This is a genomic window from Sphingomicrobium clamense, from assembly GCF_019264355.1.
Taxonomy (GTDB): domain Bacteria; phylum Pseudomonadota; class Alphaproteobacteria; order Sphingomonadales; family Sphingomonadaceae; genus Sphingomicrobium; species Sphingomicrobium clamense.
The window spans coordinates 1,595,989-1,620,656 of record NZ_JAHVAH010000001.1 but is presented as its reverse complement, the minus strand read 5'-3'; the positions used below and the strand labels follow the sequence as shown (position 1 = coordinate 1,620,656).

The 24,668-nt window shown below is 62.4% G+C and carries 23 protein-coding genes; 9 read left to right on the top strand and 14 right to left on the bottom strand.

Annotated elements, in window-relative coordinates:
* Positions 1-9 precede the first annotated feature (9 nt).
* Positions 10-786 carry a 5'/3'-nucleotidase SurE gene (gene surE, locus KTQ36_RS08355; RefSeq protein WP_218633221.1) on the bottom strand — a complete coding sequence of 259 codons (777 nt, stop codon included), beginning with the start codon at positions 784-786 and terminating at the stop codon, positions 10-12.
* Positions 787-1,063: 277 nt separating this feature from the next.
* Between surE and dksA the strand changes: the two genes are divergently transcribed.
* A complete protein-coding gene (gene dksA / locus KTQ36_RS08350; protein ID WP_218633220.1) occupies positions 1,064-1,531 on the top strand; it encodes an RNA polymerase-binding protein DksA in 468 nt (155 codons plus the stop codon).
* 76 nt (positions 1,532-1,607) lie between these two features.
* Here dksA and KTQ36_RS08345 read toward each other — a convergent pair whose 3' ends face one another.
* Positions 1,608-1,763 (bottom strand): YdcH family protein, encoded by a 156-nt coding sequence (locus tag KTQ36_RS08345; RefSeq protein WP_218633219.1) that lies wholly within the window; start codon positions 1,761-1,763, stop codon positions 1,608-1,610.
* A gap of 164 nt (positions 1,764-1,927) precedes the next feature.
* Between KTQ36_RS08345 and KTQ36_RS08340 the strand changes: the two genes are divergently transcribed.
* Positions 1,928-2,125: a YdcH family protein gene (locus tag KTQ36_RS08340; protein ID WP_218633218.1), complete on the top strand. Its 198-nt coding sequence runs from the start codon at positions 1,928-1,930 to the stop codon at positions 2,123-2,125.
* A gap of 97 nt (positions 2,126-2,222) precedes the next feature.
* Positions 2,223-2,699, top strand: coding sequence for a DUF1465 family protein (locus tag KTQ36_RS08335; protein ID WP_218633217.1), 477 nt, complete (start codon positions 2,223-2,225; stop codon positions 2,697-2,699).
* On the opposite strand, the gene KTQ36_RS08330 is transcribed toward KTQ36_RS08335, so the two are convergent.
* Complete coding sequence (locus KTQ36_RS08330) at positions 2,696-3,640, bottom strand: NAD(P)H-dependent flavin oxidoreductase (protein ID WP_218633216.1); 945 nt, start codon at positions 3,638-3,640, stop codon at positions 2,696-2,698. The two genes, KTQ36_RS08335 and KTQ36_RS08330, sit on opposite strands and share 4 nt — an antisense overlap.
* Before the next feature lie 156 nt (positions 3,641-3,796).
* On the opposite strand from KTQ36_RS08330, the gene KTQ36_RS08325 reads away from it, so the two are divergent.
* From KTQ36_RS08325 to KTQ36_RS08315, 3 genes are all read left to right on the top strand, one after another.
* Positions 3,797-4,672, top strand: coding sequence for an ABC transporter ATP-binding protein (locus tag KTQ36_RS08325; RefSeq protein WP_218633215.1), 876 nt, complete (start codon positions 3,797-3,799; stop codon positions 4,670-4,672).
* Positions 4,673-4,695: 23 nt separating this feature from the next.
* Positions 4,696-8,292: an ABC transporter permease/M1 family aminopeptidase gene (locus KTQ36_RS08320; protein ID WP_218633214.1), complete on the top strand. Its 3,597-nt coding sequence runs from the start codon at positions 4,696-4,698 to the stop codon at positions 8,290-8,292.
* Between the two features lie 61 nt (positions 8,293-8,353).
* Positions 8,354-9,358, top strand: coding sequence for a mechanosensitive ion channel family protein (locus KTQ36_RS08315; RefSeq protein ID WP_218633213.1), 1,005 nt, complete (start codon positions 8,354-8,356; stop codon positions 9,356-9,358).
* On the opposite strand, the gene KTQ36_RS08310 is transcribed toward KTQ36_RS08315, so the two are convergent.
* The 6 genes from KTQ36_RS08310 to KTQ36_RS08285 are packed head-to-tail and all read right to left on the bottom strand — an operon-like array spanning position 9,355 to position 13,971.
* Complete coding sequence (locus tag KTQ36_RS08310) at positions 9,355-10,131, bottom strand: sulfite exporter TauE/SafE family protein (RefSeq protein WP_218633212.1); 777 nt, start codon at positions 10,129-10,131, stop codon at positions 9,355-9,357. The genes KTQ36_RS08315 and KTQ36_RS08310 overlap by 4 nt on opposite strands.
* 3 nt (positions 10,132-10,134) lie before the next feature.
* Positions 10,135-10,545 (bottom strand): DUF6691 family protein, encoded by a 411-nt coding sequence (locus KTQ36_RS08305; RefSeq protein WP_218633211.1) that lies wholly within the window; start codon positions 10,543-10,545, stop codon positions 10,135-10,137.
* A complete protein-coding gene (locus KTQ36_RS08300) occupies positions 10,542-10,982 on the bottom strand; it encodes a YeeE/YedE family protein (RefSeq protein WP_218633210.1) in 441 nt (146 codons plus the stop codon). Before KTQ36_RS08300 ends, KTQ36_RS08305 begins: the two co-directional genes overlap by 4 nt.
* Complete coding sequence (locus tag KTQ36_RS08295) at positions 10,979-11,905, bottom strand: MBL fold metallo-hydrolase (RefSeq protein WP_218633209.1); 927 nt, start codon at positions 11,903-11,905, stop codon at positions 10,979-10,981. The genes KTQ36_RS08300 and KTQ36_RS08295 overlap by 4 nt, the downstream gene beginning before the upstream one ends.
* Positions 11,906-11,956: 51 nt before the next feature.
* On the bottom strand, positions 11,957-13,099 hold the full coding sequence (locus tag KTQ36_RS08290; RefSeq protein ID WP_218633208.1) for a nucleotidyltransferase family protein: 1,143 nt from the start codon (positions 13,097-13,099) through the stop codon (positions 11,957-11,959).
* Positions 13,096-13,971, bottom strand: coding sequence for a glycosyltransferase family protein (locus tag KTQ36_RS08285; protein WP_218633207.1), 876 nt, complete (start codon positions 13,969-13,971; stop codon positions 13,096-13,098). The genes KTQ36_RS08290 and KTQ36_RS08285 overlap by 4 nt, the downstream gene beginning before the upstream one ends.
* 140 nt (positions 13,972-14,111) lie before the next feature.
* On the opposite strand from KTQ36_RS08285, the gene KTQ36_RS08280 reads away from it, so the two are divergent.
* The 3 genes from KTQ36_RS08280 to KTQ36_RS08270 all read left to right on the top strand — a co-directional run bounded on the left by KTQ36_RS08280 (position 14,112) and on the right by KTQ36_RS08270 (position 17,589).
* Positions 14,112-15,308: a hypothetical protein gene (locus KTQ36_RS08280; RefSeq protein ID WP_218633206.1), complete on the top strand. Its 1,197-nt coding sequence runs from the start codon at positions 14,112-14,114 to the stop codon at positions 15,306-15,308.
* 104 nt (positions 15,309-15,412) lie between these two features.
* Positions 15,413-16,474: an O-antigen ligase family protein gene (locus KTQ36_RS08275; protein WP_345777717.1), complete on the top strand. Its 1,062-nt coding sequence runs from the start codon at positions 15,413-15,415 to the stop codon at positions 16,472-16,474.
* Entirely contained in the window at positions 16,471-17,589 is a 1,119-nt protein-coding gene (locus tag KTQ36_RS08270) for a glycosyltransferase family 4 protein (RefSeq protein WP_218633204.1), read from the top strand. The genes KTQ36_RS08275 and KTQ36_RS08270 overlap by 4 nt, the downstream gene beginning before the upstream one ends.
* On the opposite strand, the gene KTQ36_RS11420 is transcribed toward KTQ36_RS08270, so the two are convergent.
* The 5 genes from KTQ36_RS11420 to KTQ36_RS08245 form a co-directional block, all read right to left on the bottom strand.
* Positions 17,586-18,878 carry a sugar transferase gene (locus tag KTQ36_RS11420; RefSeq protein ID WP_255554454.1) on the bottom strand — a complete coding sequence of 431 codons (1,293 nt, stop codon included), beginning with the start codon at positions 18,876-18,878 and terminating at the stop codon, positions 17,586-17,588. The genes KTQ36_RS08270 and KTQ36_RS11420 overlap by 4 nt on opposite strands.
* Positions 18,868-21,081, bottom strand: a complete 2,214-nt coding sequence (locus KTQ36_RS08260; protein WP_218633203.1) for a GumC family protein — start codon at positions 21,079-21,081, stop codon at positions 18,868-18,870. The genes KTQ36_RS11420 and KTQ36_RS08260 overlap by 11 nt, the downstream gene beginning before the upstream one ends.
* Positions 21,082-21,090: 9 nt before the next feature.
* On the bottom strand, positions 21,091-21,792 hold the full coding sequence (locus KTQ36_RS08255; RefSeq protein ID WP_218633202.1) for a polysaccharide biosynthesis/export family protein: 702 nt from the start codon (positions 21,790-21,792) through the stop codon (positions 21,091-21,093).
* Positions 21,793-21,905: 113 nt separating this feature from the next.
* Positions 21,906-24,374, bottom strand: a complete 2,469-nt coding sequence (locus KTQ36_RS08250; protein WP_218633201.1) for an O-antigen ligase family protein — start codon at positions 24,372-24,374, stop codon at positions 21,906-21,908.
* Positions 24,374-24,667, bottom strand: coding sequence for a hypothetical protein (locus KTQ36_RS08245; protein ID WP_218633200.1), 294 nt, complete (start codon positions 24,665-24,667; stop codon positions 24,374-24,376). The genes KTQ36_RS08250 and KTQ36_RS08245 overlap by 1 nt, the downstream gene beginning before the upstream one ends.
* Between the last annotated feature and the right edge of the window lies 1 nt (position 24,668).

Here is a 24,668-nt window from a genome sequence, read left to right as displayed (position 1 = left end):
GACGTCGCCCTATTTGCTTTGCTCGTTCGCGTCCAGCACCCCCGCCAATCGCTCGATCGAGGGATAATGGGTCAGGTCGAGATGGAGCGGCGTCACAGCGATATAATTGTCGGTCACGCGCTCGAGATCGGTGCGGTGGCCCGGCGTCTCTTCGGAGGGGCCCAGCCCGAACCAGTAGTAACGGAAACCGCGCGGATCGGTGCGCTCGTCGACGTCGAGACGTAGATAGTCGCGAAAGCCCTGCTGGCACGCGATCGTGCCTTGCACGTCCTCAGGCGCGCATGCGGGGAAGTTGACGTTGGTGAGCATGCGCTTCTCGGGGAGCGCCTTGATCAGCTTCTCGAGCAACTCAGGTCCGTGCGCCTCGGCCGCGGCAAAGCCGAGCGAGAGGTCGTCGCGGTTCATGACCTGGCTCAGCGCGATCGACGGCACCCCTGCCAGCGCGCCCTCCATCGCTGCCGACACGGTACCCGAATAGGTGATGTCCTCGCCCAGATTGGCGCCGCGATTGACGCCCGACAGGATGAGGTCGGGCCAGTTGCCCTTCATCAGCTTGCCAAGCGCAAGCATCACGGCATCGGTCGGCGTTCCCGTGACCGAGTAGCGCTTCTCGCCATGTTTGCGGATCCGCAGGGGCGAGTGGAGCGTCAGGCTGTGGCCGGCGCCCGACTGCTCCTCGGCGGGCGCGACGATCCACAGCTCGCTCGCCAATGGCGCCGCGAGTCGTTCGAGAACTTCGAGTCCCGGTGCGTGGATGCCGTCGTCGTTGGTCAGAAGTATTCGCATGTCGCCCTCATGCCCGCTTGGACGCTTTTCCCGCAAGCACGCGCTCGTTACGGCTTTGCGACACCGTATCGGTGCGTGATCTCCGCAACACATTCTCGGTGAAACGTTAACCTTGCAAACGTCAGCGCTTGTTAATGATCTATCGTTTATGTACAGGAGCCTCGGGGCGCAGGTTTGCCCAACGCAAGTATCCGGAAAACCTGCTTTTTTAGGCCTCGCCGGCTGCGCTGGAATGGCTCTTCGCGGCTGTGGCGAGTGCGAGCGTGGGGAGGTACTTTTGGCTACGGCTCTCAATGATCTCAATGGCGTCGAAAAGTTCGACGAACTGGTCCTGGACGAGGGATATCGCCCGTCCGAAAAGGAAGAATTCATGGGGGTGCAGCAGCGCGCCTACTTCCTCGCAAAGCTCAAGGACTGGAAAGAGACGATCGTCGAGGAAAGCCGCGCCACGATGGCCCAGCTTCAGGTCGACTCGCTGCGCGAACCCGACCTTGCCGACCGCGCGTCGAGCGAGACCGACTGGTCGCTCGAACTGCGCACCCGCGACCGCCAGCGCAAGCTGATCGCCAAGATCGATGCTGCGATCCGTCGCCTCTACGAAGGCGAATATGGCTATTGCGAAGTGACCGGCGACCCGATCTCGCTGGCCCGCCTTGAAGCCCGTCCGATCGCGACCATGACTCTCGAAGCGCAGGAAAAGCACGAGCGCACCGAACGCGTCAGCCGCGACGAGCGCACCGACTAAGTCGGCAAGACGCCAACGAAAAAGGCCGGCCTCCCTTCGGAGTGCCGGCCTTTTTTCTTGGCTCGTTCCGGGGGCTCTAATGCCCCGCCATCATGTCCTTGAGCCGTAGTTTCTCTTTCTTAAGTCGGTGAATCAAATCCTCGTCGGGGTGTACTCGATGCTCTTCCGTGTCGATCTGATCGTGAAGAGCGTGGTGTTTCTTTTCGAGTGCCTCGACTTGGGCTTTCTCCATCGGACTTCCTTTCCGGTTCGGATTGAAGAGACGCATAGTAAATCACGAATCGCGCCATTTGTAACCTCCCCGGCACGCAGTGTTGGCGATGGAACCCGTCGCTTCACCGTAAATGGCGGAAGATCGCGGATGACAGTGGGGTATGGGAGGCGTATCATCCGCGCATGAACGACGACGATCCGTCCGAACTGATCGCAGCCCTCAAGGTCCAGCACCGGCGACTCGACGAGGAAATCGAGCGATTGCGCGAGGCGGGCAATGTCGACCAGATGGAATTGGCGCGTCTCAAGAAGCAGAAATTGCACCTCAAGGACGAAATCGAGCGGTTGCTCGACAACTCCACCCCCGACATCATCGCCTGAAATTGACCGGTTCCCGCCTGTCCCGCGAGGGGACAGGTGCGTCTTAAGTCGCTTTTCACCCGTTGGGTGGCAGGACGTTCTGTGGCAAACGAGAGAAATGGAACAGCAGGATCACGAATCTTCGCGCATCACGCCGCGCCTGATCGAGCAGCTTTATACCGAAGCCATGCTGCTTGCAGACGAGGCGCGTGCCTATTTCGATACGGCCGGTCGCGAAGAGCGCCAATCGCTCGAACCGTTCGCGCGAGTGGGCTTCGCCTGTGAATCCCTCAAGGTCACTACGCGAATCATGCATATCGTCGCCTGGCTCCTGACCCAGCGTGCGGTCGAAAGCGGCGAGATTTCAGGCCATGACGGGCGTCGTCCCGAGCGTCGCCTCGGTCATGCCAACGAAAGCGACATGGACGTCGTGAAGACGCTGCCCCCGATCGCCCAGCGGCTGATCGCGCAAAGCGCCGACCTCTACGAGCGCGTGAAGCGCCTCGACGAAGGCCAGGTTGCGGAGATGCCTGCCGAAAGTCCCGCGCGCGCGCTCATGGGCCGCCTCGAGCGCGGCCTCTACGACCAGAACTAGGCGCAGATCCGCTCTTGGGCGGCGCGATACTCTTCGGCCATGCGGGCGACCAGATCGCCCGCGCCGACAATCTCCTTGATCGCGCCGATGCCCTGGCCCGAACCCCAGATATCCTTCCACGCCTTCGCGCCGTCGAAATTCATCTTGCTCGGATCGGCCTCTGGCAAATTGTCCGGGTCCATGCCGGCGCGCCGGATCGGGCCTTTGAGGTAATTTCCGTGAATGCCGGTGAAGAGCGACGAGGCGACGATGTCGTCGGCGCCCGAATTGACGATCTCTTCCTTATATTCGTCGACCGCACGCGCCTCGTGCGTGGCGATGAATGGGGAGCCGATGTAGGCGAGGTCTGCGCCCATCGCTTGCGCCGCGAGCACCGCGTCGCCGCGCGCGATCGCGCCCGAAAGGATCAGCGGCCCGTCGAAAAATTCGCGGATTTCCTGGATCAGCGCGAAGGGCGAAATCTTGCCCGCATGCCCGCCTGCGCCCGCCGCGACCGCGATCAGCCCGTCCGCACCCTTTTGCAGCGCTTTCTTCGCGAAGCGGTTGTTGATGATGTCGTGCAGCGTGATGCCGCCCCACCCATGCACCGCGGTATTCAGCTCCTCGCGCGCGCCCAGCGACGTGATGACGATCGGCACCTTGTGCTTTTCGCAAATCTGCATGTCCTCTTCGAAGCGCACGTTCGTCGGATGGACGATCTGGTTGACCGCGAACGGCGCCGCCGGCTGGTCCGGGTTCTCCGCATTATGCTTGTCGAGCGCCTCGGTAATCTCGTGCAACCACTCGTCAAGCTGGCTCGCGGGGCGGGCGTTGAGCGCGGGAAAACTCCCGACGACCCCGGCCTTGCACTGCGCAATGACCAGCGCGGGGTGCGAGATGATGAACAACGGCGCACCGATGACGGGGATGCGCAGATTCTGCAGGATCGGGGGCAGGCTCAACGGTAAGGCTCCTTGCGGTGAGTGCCTTCGATGGCTTGGCGCGCGGGCAATGGCAAGTGGGTTGCAAAAAGCGCACCTATTCATTGCCCTTGAATTACGCTGCGGATCGCCATAAGTGTGTTGCAACACTAATACGCCAAGAACCGGGGACCCTTCATGCTCACCATCGAGAATCTCAGCCATACCTATCCCAACGGGACCAAGGCGCTTTCTGGCGTCAATCTCGACATTCCGCGCGGCATGTATGGCTTGCTGGGCCCCAACGGTGCGGGCAAGTCGACGCTCATGCGCATCGTCGCCACGCTCCAGACGCCGAGCGAAGGCGAGGTGCACTTCGGGAATCTCGACGTCCTCAAGGACCCCGACGCGCTGCGCCGTCGCCTCGGCTACCTGCCCCAGGACTTCGGCGTTTACCCGCGCGTTTCCGCCTACGACATGCTCGACCACATGGCGGTCCTCAAGGGCATCTCCGCGCGCAGCGAGCGCAAGGCCGTCGTCGAAACGCTCCTCGAGCAGACCAACCTGTGGGCCGTGCGCGGCAAGTCGATCGCCGGCTTCTCGGGCGGGATGCGCCAGCGCTTCGGCATCGCCCAGGCGCTGATCGGCGATCCCGACCTCATCATCGTCGACGAGCCCACTGCGGGCCTTGATCCCGAAGAACGCAACCGCTTCCTCAACCTCCTCGCCGGCATCGGCGACGAGAAGGTCGTGATCCTCTCGACCCACATCGTCGACGACGTCGACGACCTGTGCCCGCAAATGTCGGTGCTCGCCAACGGTCAGGTCCAGCTGGAGGGCAAGCCCGCCGACCTTATTGCCGAGACGCGCGGCCGGGTCTGGAAGACCACGGTCGATCACGACCAGGTCGACGCCGTGCGCGAGCAGCACGAAGTCATCTCGACCCGCCTCTTCGCGGGCAAGACCATCGTCCATGTCCTCTCCGACACCCAGCCCGCCGGCTACGAGCCCGTGCAGGGTGGTCTCGAAGACGTCTATTTCGCCACGCTCGCCGACGTGCGCCGCGCCGCCTGAAGCTCGAACCCGGAGACAGTATCATGATCGCCAAGATCGCCGGCTTCGAGCTGCGCTACCACATGAAGAGCCCGACCTTTTGGGTCGCCTTGCTCATTTTTTTCCTCCTCGGTTTCGGGCTTACCGCGTCGGATAACGTCCAGATCAACGCGGGCGGGGCGCTCAAGGAGAACTCGCCCTGGTCACTTCACGTCCTGACGGGCGCGGCCTCGATCTTCTACCTGATGGTCGTCACCGCCTTCGTCGCAAACGCGATCATCCGCGACGACACGACCGGCTACGCCCCGATCGTGCGCGCGACCCCGGTGACCGAGCGGCAGATGGTGCTCGGCCGCTTCCTCGGTGGCTACGGTGCCGCCGCGCTCGGCTTCCTGATCGTCCCGCTGGGTGCCTTCATCGGCACGCTGATGCCTTGGGTCGATGCCGAGCTCGTCGGGCCGCAGAACGCGACTTACTATCTCTGGCCCTATCTCACGATGGCGCTGCCCAACATCTTCATTGCCAGCGCCTTCCTGTTCATGCTCGCGACGCTCACCCGCTCGATGATGTGGACCTATATCGGTGTGGTCGGCTTCGTGGTCGGCTATCTTATCGTCACGTCGGTCGCGGGCGGCAATCCCGACCTGCGCCCGACCTTCGCGCGGTTCGAGCCGCTTGGCATGGGCGCATTCGGTGAGGCCACGCGCTACTGGACCGCGTTCGAACAGAATAACCGCCTCGTCCCGCTCGCCGGGCTGATGCTGTTCAATCGCGTCTTCGTGATTATTCTCGGCATGGTCTTCCTCGCCATCACCATGTGGCGCTTCAGCCTGTCGGAAAAGCCCGCCTCGAAGCGGAAGCTGAAGAAGCTCGCCAAGGCCAAGGCGAAAGAAGAGAAGTTCGCCAGCATCGAGCCGACCCGTGGCGGCGCATCGATCACCGCCAAGGACGGATCGATCAGCGCCTGGTCGCAATTCGTCGCCCGCCTGCGGGTCGAGGTGAAGCTGATCCTACGCAGCCCCGGACTCTTGATCCTCATGCTCATCGCGGTCGGCTTCACCGCCAGTGCGCTGTGGGGCGGCAACCAGCTCTACGGCGCGGGCAACTATGCCACCGTTGCCGACACCATCTCGCAGGTGCGCGACAATTTCGCGATCTTCATCCTCATCATCGCGGCCTTCTACGGCGGCGAGACGGTGTGGCGCGAACGCGACCACAAGCTTGGCGAGATCGTCGACAGTGCCCCGGTCCCGGCCTGGGCCATGACCCTGCCGAAGATCATCGCGGTCTTCCTCGTGATCGTCCTGGTCAACGTCTCGGGCATGCTCACTGGCCTGCTCTACCAGCTGACCGCCGGCGCCCCCGATCTCGGCATCGGCCGCTATATTGGGTGGTTTATTCTGCCCGCAGCAGTCGACGCGGCGTTGATCGCGGTACTCGCAGTCGTCATCCAGGTGCTGAGCCCCAACAAATATGTCGGCTGGGGCCTCATCCTCGCTTGGTTCCTCGGTACGATCGTCCTGTCGAGCTGGGGCTACACCAACCCGCTCTACATTTATGGTGCGGGCCCGTCGGTCCCCTTGTCCGACATGGTCGACCCGGCCCCGTTCGAATTCGGCGCGCGCATCATGCAGGCCTATTGGGCGGCATGGGCGGTGGTGCTGGCGCTCGTGGCGCATCTCTTGTGGCCGCGCGGTACCGACCTCGCGCTCAAGTCGCGCTTCAAGCGGCTCCGCAATAGCGGCGCCAGCAAGAGCGTGCTTGCCATCTTCGCCGTCGCGCTCGTCTCGATCGTCTCGCTGGGCGCCTTTGCCCACCACAATATCAAGGTGCTCAACGAGTATCGCACCAGCGACGAGAACGAGAAACTGCTCGCCGATTACGAGAAGAAATATCTCAAATATGAGGATGTCGTCCAACCGATCGTCACCGACGTGAAGCTCGACGTCGACCTCTTCCCCGACGATCGCCGTCTCAAGGTCGAGGGCCGCTACGCGCTGGTCAACGACACGGACGAGGCAATCCCCGAATTGTGGGTGCGCGAGGGTAGCTTCGATGTGGAATATGACACGCTCGACGTCGCCGGCGCCTCGCTGAAGTCCCATGACGAAGAATTTGGAGTGCGCATCTACGAGTTCGATACGCCACTCCAGCCGGGCGAGACGTCGGAGCTGACCTTCAACTCGCGTGTCTGGTATCGAGGGTTCCGCGCGACCGGCGCGGCGACCAGCATCACGCCCGATGCCAGCTTCATCAACAACCGCTCCTTCACGCCGGTGCTCGGCATGGATCGCTCGGGCATGCTCAGCGACCGTCAGGCCCGTCGTCGCCAGGGCCTGCCCGACGAATTGCGCCCTGCGAAGCTCGAGGACATGTCGGCGACCAACAAGAATGCGCTGGCGATGGACTGGGTGATGAGCGACATCACCCTCTCGACCGATGCCGACCAGGTGCCGCTGGCGCCCGGCAACAAGGTCTCCGACGAGATCGAAGGCGACCGCCGCGTGGCACGTTTCGTCAGCCCCGCGCCGATCCTCAACTTCTTCTCGATCCAGTCGGCGGACTACCAAGTCGCTGAGCGCGATTTCGAAGGCATCAAGCTGTCCGTCTATTATCACGACGAGCATGACTGGAATGTCGAACGGATGCTCGACGCGATGGAGGCATCGCTCGGCTATTATCAGGAGAATTTCGGACCCTATCAATTCGACCATGCCCGCATCGTCGAATTCCCGGGCTACGCGAGCTTCGCGCAGGCGTACGCGGGTACCATGCCCTATTCCGAGGCGATCGGGTTCACGACCAAGATCGGGGAGACCGACACCGACTTCATCACCTACGTCATCGCACACGAATTGGCGCACCAGTATTGGGCGCACCAGGTCATCGGCGCAGGGATGCAAGGCGATGCGCTGACCACGGAGACGATGGCCAGCTACTCGGCGATAATGGTCATGAAGTCGTTGCTCGGCGAGGACCAGATGCGTCGCTTCCTGAAGTTCGAGCTCGACCGCTACCTTTCGGGTCGCAAGGGCGAGACCAATGAGGAATTGCCGCTCATCCGGATGGAGAACCAGTCCTACATCCACTATCGCAAGGGCGGCCATGTGCTCGCGCTGCTTGCCCACCGCATGGGCGAGGACCGCGTCAATCGCGCCTTCGCCAGCTTCATCGACAAGTGGAAGTTCAAGGGCGCGCCCTATCACCGTTCGCTCGATTTCGTCGCAGAGCTGCGCGCCGTCGCTGAGAGCGAGGAAGAGCAGCGGCTGATCACCGACCTGTTCGAGAAGATCGTGCTGTTCGACCTCAAGGTCGGGGATGTCGACACCAAAGAGGTCGACGGCCGCTGGCAAACCACCTTCACCGTCGAGGCCGCAAAATATGAGGCGAACGGCAAGGGCAAGGAAACGAAAGTCACCATGTCCGAACCGATCGAGATCGGCCTTTTCACCGATCGTCCGGGCTTCGATGAATTCTCGTCCGAGGACGTCCTCGTCATGGAAACGCGGACCGTCGAGGGCGGGAAGACCGAATATGTGCTGATGAGCGACAAGCGGCCATCCTACGTCGGGATCGACCCCTATAATCGCTACATCGACCGCCGTTCGGAGGACAATGTGAAGGCCGTTTCCGACAGCTAACGGCCAAAAACGCGCGGGCGGAGTGGGAACGAACTTCGCCCGCGCCCCGTTGCCCATGAACATGAGCGACACTCCAAACACCCTTCAGCAGGTCGATGCTGACATCAACGAGAGCTGGGAAACCATCGATGGGATCATCGATGGCTTCTTCGCCGCCCTTCCCAAGATTGCCATCGGCATCGTCGTCTTTTTGGTCTTCTGGCTGATCGCGCGCACGGTGCGCTCAGCCATGAAGCGCGCCAAATTTGGCGACGATGAGACCAGCACGCTGTCGACCGTCTTCGCGCGGCTGGCCTTCTACGCCATCATGATCATCGGCCTGTTCGTCGCGCTTACGGTGATCCTCCCGTCGCTGACCCCGGGACAGCTCATCTCGGGCCTAGGCATCGGCGGGCTCGCGATCGGCTTCGCCTTCCAGGACATCTTCCAGAACCTGCTGGCCGGGATCATGATCCTCATCCGCCAGCCCTTCAAGGTGGGCGACGAGATCGAGAGCGGCGACTTTTCGGGACGTGTCGAGGCGATCGAGACGCGCGCGACCTTCATTCGCACTTTCGATAATCGCCGCGTCATCATCCCCAACAGCCAAATCTATTCCGACCCGCTCAAGGTCATGACCGCCTACGACATCCGCCGCAGCGAATATGATGTCGGCATTGGCTATGGCGACGACATTGCGACCGCCAAGGAAACGATGCTCGAAGCGATCAAGTCGGTCGAAGGCGTGCTTACCGCGCGGCCTGCACAGGTGCTGGTCTCCTCGCTCGATGCCAGCTGGATCACGTTGCGCGCGCGCTGGTGGACCGATGCCGAACGCAGCCAGGAAACCAAGGTCCGCAGTGACGTGATCGAGGCGATTGCCGGCGCGCTGACCAAGGCCGGCATCGACATGCCGTTCGATACGCAGGTCGTCCTGTTCCACGACCAGACCGAAGAGACCGATGGCGACCGCGCGAAGCAGCGTGAGGGCTGGCCCACCGTTCCCGATAAGGATCCCAAGCCTGCCAAGATGGTCGATGCGATGCGCGAACGCGCCGCCAATCGCAACGCCAAGGATAGCGCCTAGAAGGCTTCGCTGCCCGACCGATAAAGCATGTAGGCGGCGATGACGAAGATCACGCCGCTAAATGCCTTGGTCAGCTGGCCCTTGGACGAAAGGTGCGCCGCAGCGCGGGTGCCGAGCAGCGAGCCGATAAATCCGCCCGCCACGAACAACGCCGCCAGCGCCCAGTCCACCAGCCCGTCGCGCGCATAGTTGAGCGCGGTGGTGAGCCCGAAAGCGGTCACGCCGACAAGGCTCGTGCCCACCGCCTTGAGCATTGCCATGCGGGTCGAGGCGATGAGACCGGGCACGATCAGAAAACCGCCGCCAATCCCGAAGAAGCCCGACGCAAGCCCTGCGCCGATCCCCGTCGCACCCACCTTGGGCGCATTGGCCTTGGTCAGCGCTCCGGGCCGCGATCCGCCATCCCCTTTGCGCCGCAGCATCAGCACGCCCACGACGATCATCAGAATCGCGAACAAAAACAACAGCTTTTGCCCATCAAACGCCTTCCCGCCCGTCGATCCCAGGAACGCTCCTACAACGCCAGCACCCGCAAACAGCAAACCGCTGCTCCAGATGACATTGCCCTTGCGCGCATGATTCCAAAGCCCCGTCGCCGCATTCGCCGCGACCGCCAGCGCACTCGTCCCGATTGCGATGTGCGGCGCAGGAGCGCCGACGACATACATCATCAACGGCACTGCCAGGATCGATCCGCCTCCGCCGATCAGCGCGAGGCTGAACCCGATCACGACACCCGACAGCCCGCCCGAGACCCAGTAGCCCCAATCCATCGCTTACCGACCCAGCGTCACGCGGTGGACTGCCATGCCGCCCAGCATCGCCGCGACGAAGATCGCCGCCGACACGGGCTCGACCGCCAAGGCGGCAAAGCCCGGTCCCGGGCACAATCCGGCAATTCCCCATCCGACGCCGAACAACAGCGCGCCACCGATCAGCTTGCTGTCGAGGTCGCTCTTGGTAGGCAGCGAAAAGCCATCTTCGAACCATGGACGCGCCATTTTGCGCTGAAGCGGCCAGACGAAGGCCATCACGAGCAGCGCGCCGCCCATTACGAAGGCGAGCGTCGAGTCCCAGTCGCCGAACAGGTCGAGAAAGCCGCGCACGCGCGCTGGGTCGGTCATGCCGCCCAGATGGAGGCCAGCACCGAACAATAGGCCCGAGAGCAGTGGGATGAGCCGCTTCATGACGGCAGCCCCAGCGCGTTCATCGCCGCTACTGTCGCGATGCCTGCGGCCATGAAAGTGATCGTCGCGACGATCGAGCGGGCCGAAAGGCGGCTCATGCCGCACACGCCATGCCCACTCGTGCAGCCACTCCCGAGCCGCGTGCCAAAGCCGACGATTAGCCCTGCGACGACGAGAAAGGGCCAGTCGAAAAGGCTCGGCGGCGTTTTATCGACGAGCAGGCTAATTAACAACGCACCGAGCGGCAGGCCGACGAGGAAGGCGAGAGCCGATCCCCGCCCCATGCCGCTATCGGCGAGTCCAGATGCCCTTGCGGCAATGCCCGACACGCCCGCGATACGCCCGGCGCCGAGCAGCATGAGCGCGGCCGCCAACCCGATCAGCAATCCACCGAGCAGCCCGCCGACCGGATCGGCATGTTCGAAGCCCGGGATCACAGTTTGTTGACCGGAATCTTGATGTAGGACACGCCATTATCCTCGGGCTCGGGCAGGTGCCCACCGCGGATATTGACCTGCACCGATGGCATGATGAGCTGCGGCATGGCGAGCGTCGCGTCGCGACTGGTCCGCATCTCGACGAATTCGTCCTCGCTCACCCCGTCATGGACGTGCACGTTGTGCGCCCGCTGGAGCGCGACCGTGCTCTCCCAAGCATAGTCGTCGCGGCCAGGCGCCTTGTAGTCGTGGCACAGAAAAATGCGCGTTTCCTCTGGAAGCTGGAGGAGTCGCCGGATCGACTGGTAGAGCTGGCGCGCGCAACCGCCAGGAAAGTCGGCACGTGCGGTCCCATAGTCGGGCATGAACATGGTGTCGCCGACGAATGCTGCATCGCCGACGATATAGGCCATATCGGCTGGCGTGTGGCCGGGAACGTGGAGCGCGATCCCCTCGAGCGTTCCGATCGAAAATCGTTCGCCGTCGGTGAAGAGGTGGTCGAATTGCGACCCGTCTCGCTCGAAGTCGGTACCGGCATTGAAGATTTTTCCGAATACGTCCTGGACGCGCACAATGTCCTTGCCGATCGCCAGCTTACCGCCGAGCTTCTCCTGCAGATAAGGCGCAGCGGACAAATGGTCGGCATGCGCGTGGGTTTCCATGACCCATTCGACCTCGAGACCTTTTTCTGTGACATAGTCGAGTACGCGCTCGGCGCTTTCGAAACCGGTCCGTCCTGACGCCTGGTCATAGTCGAGCACGCTGTCGATGATCGCGGCCTGTTTCGTTTCGGCGTCGTGGACGACATAGGTGACGGTGTAAGTATTCTCATCGAAGAAACCCGCGATCGTCGGCCGTTTTTCCGGCGCTTCATGCGCGGCCCTGACGATTGCCGTCGCCGCTTCGAGTGCTTGGTCGGTCATGTCACCCTCCTCCTGCGCGAGATCGGTGTTCGCGGAGATTTTTGCAAGCGTTCAGTCTCCCAGCCAGTCGACGAGTTTTGCCAGGCCTTCGTCCTGTCGGCCCGAACCGGCGAGGATCGGAAGACGCTCGGTCAGCAGGCGTCGGTAATGGGCGACATATTGCTTGAGCGGATTGCCCTTTCCCTGCGCGGCCGCGAGCCGTCTCGGCGACGGGAGCAAGCGTTGCGAAAGGTGGCCGAATCCCGCCTTTTTCGTCGTGGCCCGGTCGCGCGCCTGCGCAAGGTCATCCGGATCGCTGGTCATCAGCGTCCAGGCGAGGGACTTGGCGTCGGTCGTCACATCGATGTCGAAAGGAGAGGGGACTCTGGTTTCCGGGAATGCGTCGGCTGCCATCGCAAACAGGAGCGCCATGTGCCGTTCAAGCCGTTCGCCGCTCGCAGCCTCTCGGAGAACGGCATCGTCAATACGTTCGGTCTTTAAGACCCTGGCGATATCGACCAGCACCTGCGGCCCATTATCGAAACGATGGTCCCGCGCCGCATGTCGGACGAGATGCAATAGTAGCGCTTCGGGAGTCGGAAAGCGCGCATCGCGACCGAGGAAATTGCGGTACTGGCTGGCCATAGGGGCTTCCGGCCCACGTCTGTGTCCTGTGCGCTGGTGAAGTTCGATTACCGTTTGGCCGTTGGGTGATAAGATAGGCGGAAGCTGGTGGCGCTCGTCAAGGATCGCCTCCGCATCGCCGATTCGGTCTCGGTAGGGAGAATAGCCCGCCGCAAGCATCGTCTTCCAGGCATCGAGGGTTGCGGCCCGGTCCGCGAACAGCAGATCGATGTCGCGCATCGGTCGGTGCCACGGCTGGTCGTAGGCGAATAGCGAAAGCGGCACACCCTTGAGTGCGACCGGTTCGAGGCCGTGCGGTTCGAGCAGGTCGAGCAGGTTGAGCAAATCCTGCTGCATCTGTAGCGCGCGAATCGCTGCGACGTTCGCCGCCTCGCTCCACTGCTCGCGCAATGTTCCGGGCGCATCGACGCCGCGCTGGTGAAGCCACGGCCCGAGGCGATGCGCCTCCACGATGTAGGCCAAGCGGTCCCAGTCGACTTCCTCGTCGCATGCTGCCGCGCATCCCGGAAACATCAGCGCAGCCAGCCGCGTGCGCCACGGGGCGTCGGAGATCACCCACCAGGGGCTCATTTCGACACCTCTGTCAGGAAATCGATCAATCCAATTCGGTCGAACAAGGCGGGCCAGGTGCGGTCGGTCAGGTCGACGTCAGGTGGCGCGAGGCGGTCGAGGTCTGCGGGGCCAATCTTCTCGTCGATCCACAGGAATTGCGTTGCATGCTCCTTCGCAAACCGCTCGGCCCAGGGATAGCAATTGGCAACAACCGGCAAGCCCGCGGCGACATATTCGAGCGTTTTGATGCTTTCCTGGAAGGGCAGTGGTCCGTGATCGGGCGTGTAATTGAGCCCGGCTCGCGCGTTTGAGAGGGCCTTTGGGACGTCATCGCGCGCGATCTTCCCGAACAGCTTCACACCCGCCGCCGCCAATCTCGCAGTCGGCCACCCGGGAGGCACGCGCCCATATACGGCGATGGTAAAGCCCCGTCGGCCCAGTCGTTCGAGCATCGTCGCCATGCCCGGACGCTCGAGCGAACCGCAATAGACGAGATCGAATTCGGGATGCGAAACGCGATTGGTGTCGAAGATCGCCTCGTCGATTCCGCACAGGCGAACCAGCGTGGGCTGGGGCCCTGTCGGCGCCTGATCGGCGACCTGCTCCAGCCGAATGAGGCCGTGGGGCTCCGGAGCGAATTTCATTGCCACGGCCCGGGCTTTCGCACGCCAGCCGATGGGGAGATTATGCTCCTCGTGGATGCGGCGTCGGGCACGGAGGTTTCGCGCGAACTGGTCTTCGAAGCGGAACAGGATGGCGGTCTCGTCTGCCTGCAGCTCGTCCCGGCTCTCGACGCATCGCGCCTCGAAGCCCCGCCCGGTCAGATAGCGTTTGTAGGCGTCGGCCTCCGGCAGATAGGCTTTGGGTGAACGAACGATCGCGATCCTCATTGCATCTCTTGTGGCGCAGCGCGAGCGGCGAAGGAAGTGTTGCCGTTGCGCTGGTGGCAGGGTGCCATATAGATGGATGGGCCGAAGGGGAGTGGCGTGGAGCCGATTTCGCAAACTTCGAATGATTGGCAGGCGCACCTATGATCGTTCGTAGTGCCACAGTGCTGACGACTGCGCTCGGCCTACGCATTCTTCTGGCGACCTTGCCAGCCGTGGGAGGCGCACTTGTGCTCGACGTCGGGGACATTGCCGATGTCACGCTCGGCATTGCTATCGTCACGCCGGTTTTCCTTGCGTCGGCCATGGGAATTCCGCAGCGAATCAGCACGGGCGACTATGGTGCGACGCGCTATGACCAATTACACATTGCCCGTTTTCTGATCGCGCTCGTCGCAATGCCATTCATATTGCTTCTCGGGCTCACCTTTCCGATGGTCGGCACGACGCTTTTGCTAGCATTTTTCTTCACGCGCCTGTTCGAAGGGCAAGCTGAGGTCTCGGCTGCGATCCTCGTACGAAACGACCGCGCAGCCATCATCGCGATGAACTACGCTGTCCTCGTCATTCTCTACCTTCTGGGTCTAGCCCAAATTTCATCGAGCGATCACGGCAAGCTTGAAACGCTCCTAGTGATTACCGTCGCCGCGTCCTTCGCAGCGATGATCGTCCTGCACTTCGCTGCCCGTCACCATCACAACCGAGGCCCGGCGAAGGGACGGCTGTTTTTTCGAAGCCTTTTCGAGATTCGAAAAGGATATGCGTTGGGCCTGGCCGATGGCATCCTTTCAGTCGTGAGCTATCTTCCGCGCTATCTCTTGTCGGCCATCGGCCTACATCTCGCGCAGGGAGGCTTCGCAATTTCACAACTGCTCATTCGCCAGTTCACCATACCCACGCAAGGGCTGCTGTTCGCCCGCGGTGGCGTGCTGCTGCCAAGCAAGAGTAGCCGTGCGCTCGAACACTTTTTCATCATCGCTCTCGCTGCGGCCGCTGGCATCGGCTCGGTTTTTGTCGGACTATGGTTCGCGGCGGCGCCGCTACCCGTTTACCAAGCGACGATCCTCGCTCAGCTCGACCGCCACGAAATGCTCCTTTCAATCTTCGTGGGTGCCGTATTCCTGTTTCGTTATTCGACATGGGTGCTGGCGACGCGATTTCTTCGTGGTGGGGAACAGTTGCGCATTGCTCTTTGGTCGGCTGTGGCCGCCTTGGTCACGGCTGCGCTGTTAATCCTGTCCCCGTCATTCGAGATTGCGCTCGCAACCGATATTGCGGCGAATCTCGTGATTATCGCGCTTTCGCTACGAGCCATCTGCACACGCGCGGAGAAGGCATGACCTTGCAGGGCGTCGGGCCATGGGCGGTAGGACTTGCGCTATGTCTTGGAGTATCGACCCAGCTTCGCTTCGGCGCTGTCGGTCCGGGCGAGCTCCTATTGGGTGTGACTTGGTTGGTCGCTTTCGTTCGCGTTGCGACGAAAACCTCATCGCCTTCACTCCTGCCGCTTCAGAAAACCTATCGCGCGCTGGTTTTGGTGGTGCTTGTTTGGAGTTGGGTGGGCCTGGCGGCCAGCCAGTGGCAAGGAACGACCTACGAAGGCTGGCTACGCCAATGGCTTGCTCTAGCGCTAGCGCTAACGTTTCCACCAATTGTACAGGCCGCGTGGGGCAATAGGTTCTTCATCCAGGCGCTTGGCGCTATGGCGGTCTGGACCGGGCTCATCTTCGGTGCGGCCTTCCTCACGCTCCAATTGTTTGGCGAGCGCGTGGCCGGCCTCGAGTTGCAGGAGTTCGGCCACAGATTCCTCGGTTTGGCGAACGATCCCAACCAGGCCGCATTGGTCATATCGGTCGCGCTAATGGCTTTATTCATAGCTTGGTATCGACTCGAATGGTCTTGGAAGGCGGTGCTGCCGCTTATCGCGCTGATGCTAGTCATGGGACGTGCGACCGATAGCGACAGCTTCCTTGTTGCCGCTGGTTTCGCGTTGCTCGCTGCGATCGCCCAGACTAGCTTTGATCGGCAGAGCAATCCGAGGCCAGGCGCCGCGCTGGTCGTGGGCGTCTTAGTGGCGCTGGGTCTCGCCTCCATTTTCTGGGGCCTCTACAGCCAATTCGATGCGCTTTACGCAAAGACTGGGCAGGGCGATCTTCGCACGCGCGTCTGGACCCACGGGGTGGAGGCGTGGATTGCAAGCCCGTTTACAGGCCACGGGCCGGGCCATTTCTCAGGCCAGGTTGCGCCTTTCGGCGCGTTTGAAGCGCACAATCTCTATATCGACTGGGCGGCCCAGTTCGGAATTGTCGGCCTGGTGGTGCTGGTCGCGCTCTTTTTCCGGCTCGGTCTGGCACTGCTGCGCGAGCGTGAGTTTGCCGGGCTAGGCATGCTCGCGATCCTCGCCATCTTGTCGACTTTCCTCTTCTTCGGGCGCCACGCGGTCTTCTGGTCGGGCCTCTATCTTTGCATGGTCCTGCTCGCGACTTCACGAAAGACAGTCCGATGAAGATCCTGGTCCTCGCCAATATTCCCGACGAGTTGGCGGGTGCGCGCCTTCACCTTCTCACCGCAATGGTGGAGCGAGGCCATGAAGTCGTCGCCGCAGCGCCAGACCTTGAGGCGCACCAAGCCGCAGGGATTTTGGCCGGTAACGGCGTGAAATGCGCGCAATTCTCGCTGTCGCGAACCGGGCTCAACCCACTACGCGAGTGGCGCACGCTCCAGGATATCACCGCACTCATGCGCGACCACTACCCCGACGTAACCTATGCCATGACCATCAAGCCGGTCATTTACGGCACGATGGCAGCCGCCAATGCCGGCGTCCCGCGCCGTTTCGCGCATATCACCGGCCTCGGCTACGCCTTCACCGGTCCGCGCACCGGCAAACGCGCCATCATCGCCCGGATCGTCGAGAATCTTTATCGCAGGTCGTTACGACAGGCCGACACGGTCTTCTTCGAGAATGAAGACGACCGCGACCTTTTCCTGTCGCGCGATCTCATCGCAAATGCGCGCAAAGCGTCGGTCATCGACGGTTCGGGAATCGATCTCGATCATTTCACACCCGCACCTTGGCCCGATGGGCCGATCCGTTTCCTGTTCGTCGGGCGCCTGCTCAAATCGAAAGGCCTACCCGAATTGATCGAGGCGATGCGCCGTGTCCGTCAGGAGCATCCGGAGACGCGGCTCACCATCGTCGGGCCACTCGACGAGAATCCGGACGCCATCGACCGCGTGGAATTCGAAGGTTGGGTAGCGGAGGGGGTGGTCGAATATCGCGGAAAGCTCGACGACGTGAGGTCCGAACTCACCAAGTCCCATGTCTTCGTTCTGCCGAGCCACCGCGAAGGGCTCCCGCGCAGCACGATGGAAGCGATGGCGACGGGGCGGGCGATCATCACCACCGACGCACCAGGATGCCGTCGTACGGTCGAGCACGGCGGCAATGGCTTGCTTGTGCCCGTAGGCGGTGCCGAAGCGCTCGCGGCGGCCATAACCGAGATGATTAAGGATCCCGACCGCGCTCGCGAAATGGGTGAGAGCTCGTTGCAGCTGGTGCGCGAGCGTTTCTCGGTCGAGCGCATCAATGCGCAATTGCTCGACGCGATGGGACTTTAACGCGCGCCCTTCCGGCCCAGCATCGTTGAAATCGTCCTGAACAGAATGATGAGGTCGAGCCAGGGCGAAAAATATTTGATGTAGTAAAAGTCGTAGTGAAGCTTGACCTGCGCCTGATCGATCCCGTTCACGTGCCCCTGATTGACCTGCGCCCAGCCACTGATTCCCGGCTTCACGACATGACGCAGCCTATAAAAGGGCAGCTCCTGCTCATACCAGTCGGTAAGAACTTTCGGCTCGGGCCGCGGCCCGATCAAGCTCATCTCGCCCTTCAGCACATTGATGAGCTGCGGCAATTCGTCGATCCGCATCCGGCGGAGAGAGCGACCTAACCGTGTAATACGTTCGTCGTCGTCGATCGTCTGGGCCTTGATGACTGAGCTATTCCCGTCACATTCGTCGACGCGCATGGTGCGAAACTTATAGGCGGTGAATGGCACCCCAGCGTGGCCGGCACGCTGCTGCCGGAAGAGCGCTGGGCCGGGACTGTCGCGGCGCACGAGGAACGCGACGACCAGCATCGGGATGGCGAGGATCGGAAGAGCAACCAGTGCAACCAGCCGGTCGGCCAAACCCTTGATGTGAAACCAGGCCCGCGTCGGCATCAGCGCTGAAAACCCGTTTTCGCTCAAACGTTCAGGCTCGACCCTGCCGGTCAGCGATTCGGCCAGTTCCTTGGCCTGGTAGATGATGATCCCTTCCAGCGCCGCTTCGGTCATGAAGCGCTCCCACTGAGGCGAAACATCGCCCGAAAGGTCGGCGACCAGCGCGCCGTGACGTCGCGCTTCCTCCATCGACGGCACCGTCATTGGACTCCAATGAATGCGCTGATCGTAGGGCAGGCTCTTGCTTTCGCCGACCGGCAGGACACCGATCGTCTGGCGCTGCCGCATGGTCGCGCGAAAACGAATGGCGACAACCACGAGATGCGCGACAAGGCCCAGCAGCAGTGCCGAGCGAGAGTAGGGCAGGCGCAACATGAGCACCGCAAACAGCATCGCGAAATGCGACCCCAATATGGTCGGGAGAATCGCGCGGCCGGCCGATAGTCCGGGGAAGGACGCCAGAGACGACCGTGCATAAGTCGCGAGCAGCACGGCCCCGACGTTGGAAAGCGCCGAGAAAAAGAGGGAGAGGTGCGGCCCCTCGATAAACATGATGAGCAGTGGGAACACGATCGCGAAGAGGAGAGAGGTCCCCAGTTCAAAACTGCGTGTCTCGAGAAAACTGCGTCCCTCGACCCGGCGCAAGGCAACGTTCGTCATGCCGAGGACAGGTTCACTCGCCATAGCGGAAGTCACCCGCATCCTTGCCGTAACCATAACCGTAGCCATAGCCGTACCGGCCCGTGCGCTCGTTATACTTGGTCACGATCGCGCCGATAATGCGCGCATTGACGCCCATGAGGCGGTTGAGCGCAGACTGGGCTCGAGCAGCGCTCGTGTGATCGCTTTCGACGACAAATACCGTGCCGTCGACCGAGCGCGAAAGAAGCGGCGCATCGGCGAGGCCAAGGACCGGCGGGCCGTCGATGACGACATGGTCGTATTTCGCGAGCGCCGCCTGGACCAGTTCGGCCATCCGCGGGCTGGCGATCAGTTCGGCGGGATTGGGCGGGCGCGTACCCGACAACATGACGGCCAGGCCGCTGGCGCTGTCCTGGATGGTGAGCTTGCCGAAATCCTTCATCTTCGTCCGCCCGGCGAGAATGTCGCTTAGGCCCGCGTCGATCGGCTTACCGAGGAGCGAGTGCAGTGAAGGCGCGCGCATGTCTGCGTCGATCAAGAGTACCTTGCGATCGAGACTGGCGAGGTCGCGGGCGAGCGCCATCGCGGTGGTCGATTTGCCTTCGCCTTTTTGCGTCGAGGTGACCAAGATCGAGGCGGGCGTGCCTTGATCGGTGCTGAACTGGAGCGCGGCCATCGCCGAGAAATAGGCCTCGCCCAAATCCTTGCGCTGCGATTTGCCGCTCCGCTGCTCGATCAGCTCAGGCCCCACCAGCGGGGTCGCACCCAGTAGCGGAACGCCAAGACGAGCGGGCAAAGTACTCGGTTCAAGACGGGAGCGGGAGAATTGATCGAGTACGATGACCGCAGCAGCCGCGGTGGAAAGACCGAGCATCAAAGCGATCAGCAGGTTCAGGGGCGTGTTCGGCGAAGACGGGTATTTTGGCACGCGTGCGCCATCGACGAGCATGACATTGTTAAGCCCGACACCACCGGCGACGCCAACCTCCTTGTAGCGCTGGAGAAGCGCTTCATAGAGCGCGCGGTTGGTCTCGACGTCGCGCTGTACGATCTGGAGCGCGATCGAACGCTGCTGCGTATCGAGCACGCCTTCCTCTGCAGCGCGCACCTGGGCACGCAGCTGGTTTTCGGCCGCTAGCGCCCGACGATAGCGGTCTTCGAGGTCGCGGGCTACCGAACGACCGACGCGGCTTTGCTCATTGTCGATCTGCTCGTCGAGGGTCGATATCTCGGCAGTCAACGCCACCACCTTGGGATATTCGGGCCCGAAATCGCTCTCCAGCTTCGCTAATTCGGCCGTTTTCTCGGCGCGCTGGCGGCGCAGTTCATTCAGAGCAGTGTTATTGAGCGCGCTGGCAGCGGCGCTGCCGCCGATGTCGGCGCGATAATCCGCTTCGGCGGTCACCCTGGTCACTGTCGCCTCCGCGAGGCGGTCGGTCAGTCGTGCAAGGCGCGCCGATGCGACCGACTGCTGCGGCACGGAGTCCGCCGAGACCGCACCCGTCGTCGTGACGAGCCGCTCGCGCTTGGCGAGGTCGGCCGCCTGCCGTTCGCTTTCTTCGAGCTTGGCGCGCGTGTCATCGAGCTGCTCCTTGAGAAAGAGGCTGGCCTGGGCGGCATTGTCAAAGCGGCGCGAAAAATTGAGGTCGATGAATTGGTCGGCCGTCGCGTTGGCGATCGCCGCAGCCATTTGAGGATCGTCGGAAGTGACCCGGATGTCGACGATGCTCGAGCCTTCGACCGGCGACACGCGGGTCATCGACCGGACGATGTCGGTCGCCAGCGCATGACGCTCTTCGTCGCTCATCGGAGCGAGTGCATCGGAAGCTTCTTCGCCAGCCAGGAACATGTCGTCGTCGGCCAGCGCCAGGTCGTCCGCGACGCGCTCTGCCAATGTCCGACTACGCAGCAGCTCATATTGAGTCTGATAGAATTCGCTGTTGAACCGCGCGTCGTCATCGAGGCCTTCGACGTCGACAACCTTGGCGGCATTTCGATCGACCTGAATGCGGGCAGTGGCGGTATAGAGCTTTTCCGACGCAAGGCTCACCGCGAGGCCGAGGAAGAGGAACCCTGCGACGATGGCGGCGATGACGTAACGCCAGCGCAGCACCATGTCCCAGTAGCGCAACAGAAGGGACTGGCCTTCGTCGATCTGACCGAGGGTATCGTACTGGAACGCGCCGCCCTTGTCGGGCAGCGAAGGCGAGTTTCCGTTATCGAAAGGCGTTGGAAGCTTGTTCATGACGCCGCCTTAGAAGACCGGAATGAAGCGCGAGAGGACTGGCGCGGTCAGCGATTGCGTATCTTTGAGGAACCGGCGTGTTCCGCTTTCACCGACCACGACGATATCGTTGCCATAGACTTGCGGGTCGGCGACGCGGCCTTCGCGAATGGCGTCGAGGTCGAACATCGCCGCCATCTTCGTGCCGTCGATCGTCCGGAAGACAACGACGCGATCGGTATCGGCGAGATCGCTCGCGCCGCGCGCGGTCGCGATCGCCTGTTGCAGTGTCATCTTCCCGACCACGGGATAGATACCGGGCTGGGTGACCGCACCGTCGACGGTGATCGAATGAGCGCGGGCTTCAATGACGTTGACCGAGACCTGCGGGTCCTTGATGTAGCGCCCGCGCAGCATGTCGGCGATCTTGGCGCTCAGGTCGGAGGGGGTCGTTCCGCCCGCGGCGACCGCGCCGATCAGCGGCATCTGGAACTGGCCACCCGCATCGACCAGTCCTTCGCGGTCGAGCTCTTCGGCGCCGAAGACGGAGACCCGGATCTTGTCCGTTGGTCCGATGCGATATTCGCTCATGTCGATAGCCTGGGCGGCTTGGTCTGGAGTGGGCAACTCGCCGCGCACCTCGACTGCGGTGGAGTTGGCGTCCAGCCCTCCGCTGGACGCACAGCCAGCTACGGCGAGTGCCGTACCGCAGATGATGACGAATTTACGCAAATTTCCCTCCCGGTCGCATGCTGCAGCCTTCCCGAGCTCGCTGCATGTGCCTTCTGACTTAACGTGTCAGGAAGTCACTGTGATTTCAATAGATTAAGTTTGCAAAAATATGGTTAACGCGGTGGCAACCTTTCGTGCGTCCAATCGCGGATGGTTTGGCGAAATGGACGAGGCTGCGCTCGCGCAGACAGACGCAGCACCGCGAGCGGACATCCATCATCCACGAGAACGTCGAGTTGGTAGCGCTGGCGGCCGGCGTGATCGAGACGCGCCACTTGCGACCCACCGATACAAATGACGTCAGGCATGACTGGCAGGCGCGACCCGCTCGACGTCATCGTCACGCCGATACGGTGGTGCCCCGGTTCGAGGGCGAGATAGCGCCATGCAAAAGGCCCGTCCGCCAGCCCGTTGCCGCGCAGATCCATATGGCTCATTCCCAGGTCGTGCGAGACGCGCATGCCCGGCGGCGTCCAGATCCGCCAGTCGAACAATGTATTGTCACGCATTGCGCGTGCGTTGGGGTAAGGCGCTCCGAGTAACGGATCACGATCGGGATAGAGTGCCCTGTAGAGGTTGACCGCTTCTTCCGGCCGTTCGCTCTTTGAAAGTTGCTCGAGTGTCGATCCGACCAGGTGGGGCGGGGGTCCGCCTTCCATGCGCGGTAACGACTGGAGGAGCCGGCTCGCGCCGTCCGCTTCGATCGGATAGCCGTCCGGATCGACGTCGAAGGCCGGCGTGATCCAATAGGCCTCCGGATCGAGTTGGGCGCCCAAGCCCTTCGCGAACGCGGGTTCGAGCGCTGCCAGCCGCACCGCCCGAAGGAAGTTTGCGTCATCCTCGCCGCGACGCATCAGCAAGAGCGCCTCGTCGGCCGCGGCGGCGAATTCGCTGTCGGCGAGCGCGCGCTGGAACTTGAGAACGGGCAGGATCCCGCTGCGTCGGCTGAGACTCAACCCGGCGTCGATCAATGCATCGGACTTTGCGCCTTCCTCCACGAGCGCCAGCGCTTCGAATGCTTTGACTTCGAGCGGCGAACTGACCAGCGCCCTGCGCGCTGTATCGCCGGCCGTTGATGTCCTGGCGGGGTCGAGCGCCTCGTTGAGTGCCTGTTGGGCAAGCACATGGCCGTCACGCGTCGCGACACCTTCTGCCATCCCACGCTCCGCGAACGGTTCGTGCAGGAGGGGAACGAGGATCGCAGCGATGATCGCGGTGACCGCCATGACTGGCAAGGACAGCTTCGAAGTTCTGCGCTCTGAATTAACAGGCGGCACGATCCAGAGCGTCGCGGCTGCCATGGCCAGCGATCCCATCGCTACAGTGCGCGCAGGGTAATCGATCAGGCTGTGCACCGCGATCAGCAGGAACATCATAGCGCCAACACGAATAGCTCTCTTGTCGACCGCTTCGCCGTCGCGAAGCCGTTTCCATCCTTTGGTGATGAGGAGGACAAGAAAAGCCAGCAACAAGACCAAGCCCGCGACACCGCCTTCCAACCACCATTGCGCGAGTTCGTTATGAGCCTCGTTGAGCGAAGACCCTCCGATTAAATCGAAAGGCTCGACCGTCAGATAGTAGCGCTCGAAACTGCCGAACCCCGTGCCCCAAGGGAGCGCGTCGCTTGCGGCCTCCAAAATCGTCGGCAACGCATTCCACCGCGGATCGTCTTCAAGCGCCGGTCCGACGAAGGCCGCTTCGAAGTAGCGCGGCAGCAGCAAGGCCAGGATCAGCGTGACCGGAAGGGCGATCAGCGCGAGCAGCCATCCGATCGGACGTTCCCGATTTCGCGGACGCGCAAGAAAGGCCAGCGCCAACGCTACAAGGAAGAGAGGCAGGGCGGCGCGCGAGCCTGTCATCAGCACGGCCATCCCCATCAACAGGATCGCGCCCGCGCCAATCATCAAGGGCCGAAGCTGCTCGAACGTCTTGGGATATCGGTGCTCCGTATGCGCTCGGCGTGGAAGCAGCAGAACCAACGCCGCTGTCCCGCAGGCGAGGAATAGTCCGTGGTGATTGGAATTGGCGAACCAGCCTGCACCTGTTCCGGTCGTCGATCGATAGGGAAGCAACGCGGGTTCGAACGCTTGAACGACGCTTAACCCGGCCGCGACGACGCCGAGAATTGCGATCAGCGCAACAGTCCTCTTCCGCTCGCTTATGCCGGCTCCGGCGATGGCCAACAGCATCGCGAGCGGGAATAACCAGCGCAGCGAGAAAATCCGCGTATCGGACGGCGTCAATGACAAGGGACCGTTGACCGCCACGCCGGCCTGCGTGAGCGCATTCGCAACCGAAGCGCGTGATGTATCGCTCCACCACAGGCCGGAGGATGACCAGTTGGCCTGCACGAACGCGAGCGCAAGGACTCCGCTGACAAGCGCGATCAACCACCAGGCCTCGCGTTGAAGCGGTCGTAGGCCCGTGAAGTGCGCAGCAATCAATGCGGCGACGGGCACGATTGCAATAGCGGACAGCCAGCCGTCATTGGCCAGTCCCAGCGTGCTGCCCCCGCCCAGAACGAGCGCGAAGAGCAGCAGGACAGGCGACAGATATTCCCCCGGTGCCCCCCTTTGCTGCATCAGCGGCTAACCGGTGGATCGTCCTTGAGGCTGGTCAGTATAATGCCGGAGGCGGCGAGCGCTGCCACGGGGACCAGGACCGTGACACCAGGATACCAGCGCTGACCGTGCAACCCGGTGGCTTCACGGCACTTTTCCTGGATGATCTCGGGCTCGTTGGCGAGATATTCGGGACATTCGACCCGAACGCGCTCCGGACGATTTTCCTCTGTCTCCGAGTCTTGCGCGATAGCGGTCCCGGGCGCAGTCACAACGCTGCTCATCGCGATCAGGGTGATTAGGATCCGGCTCATC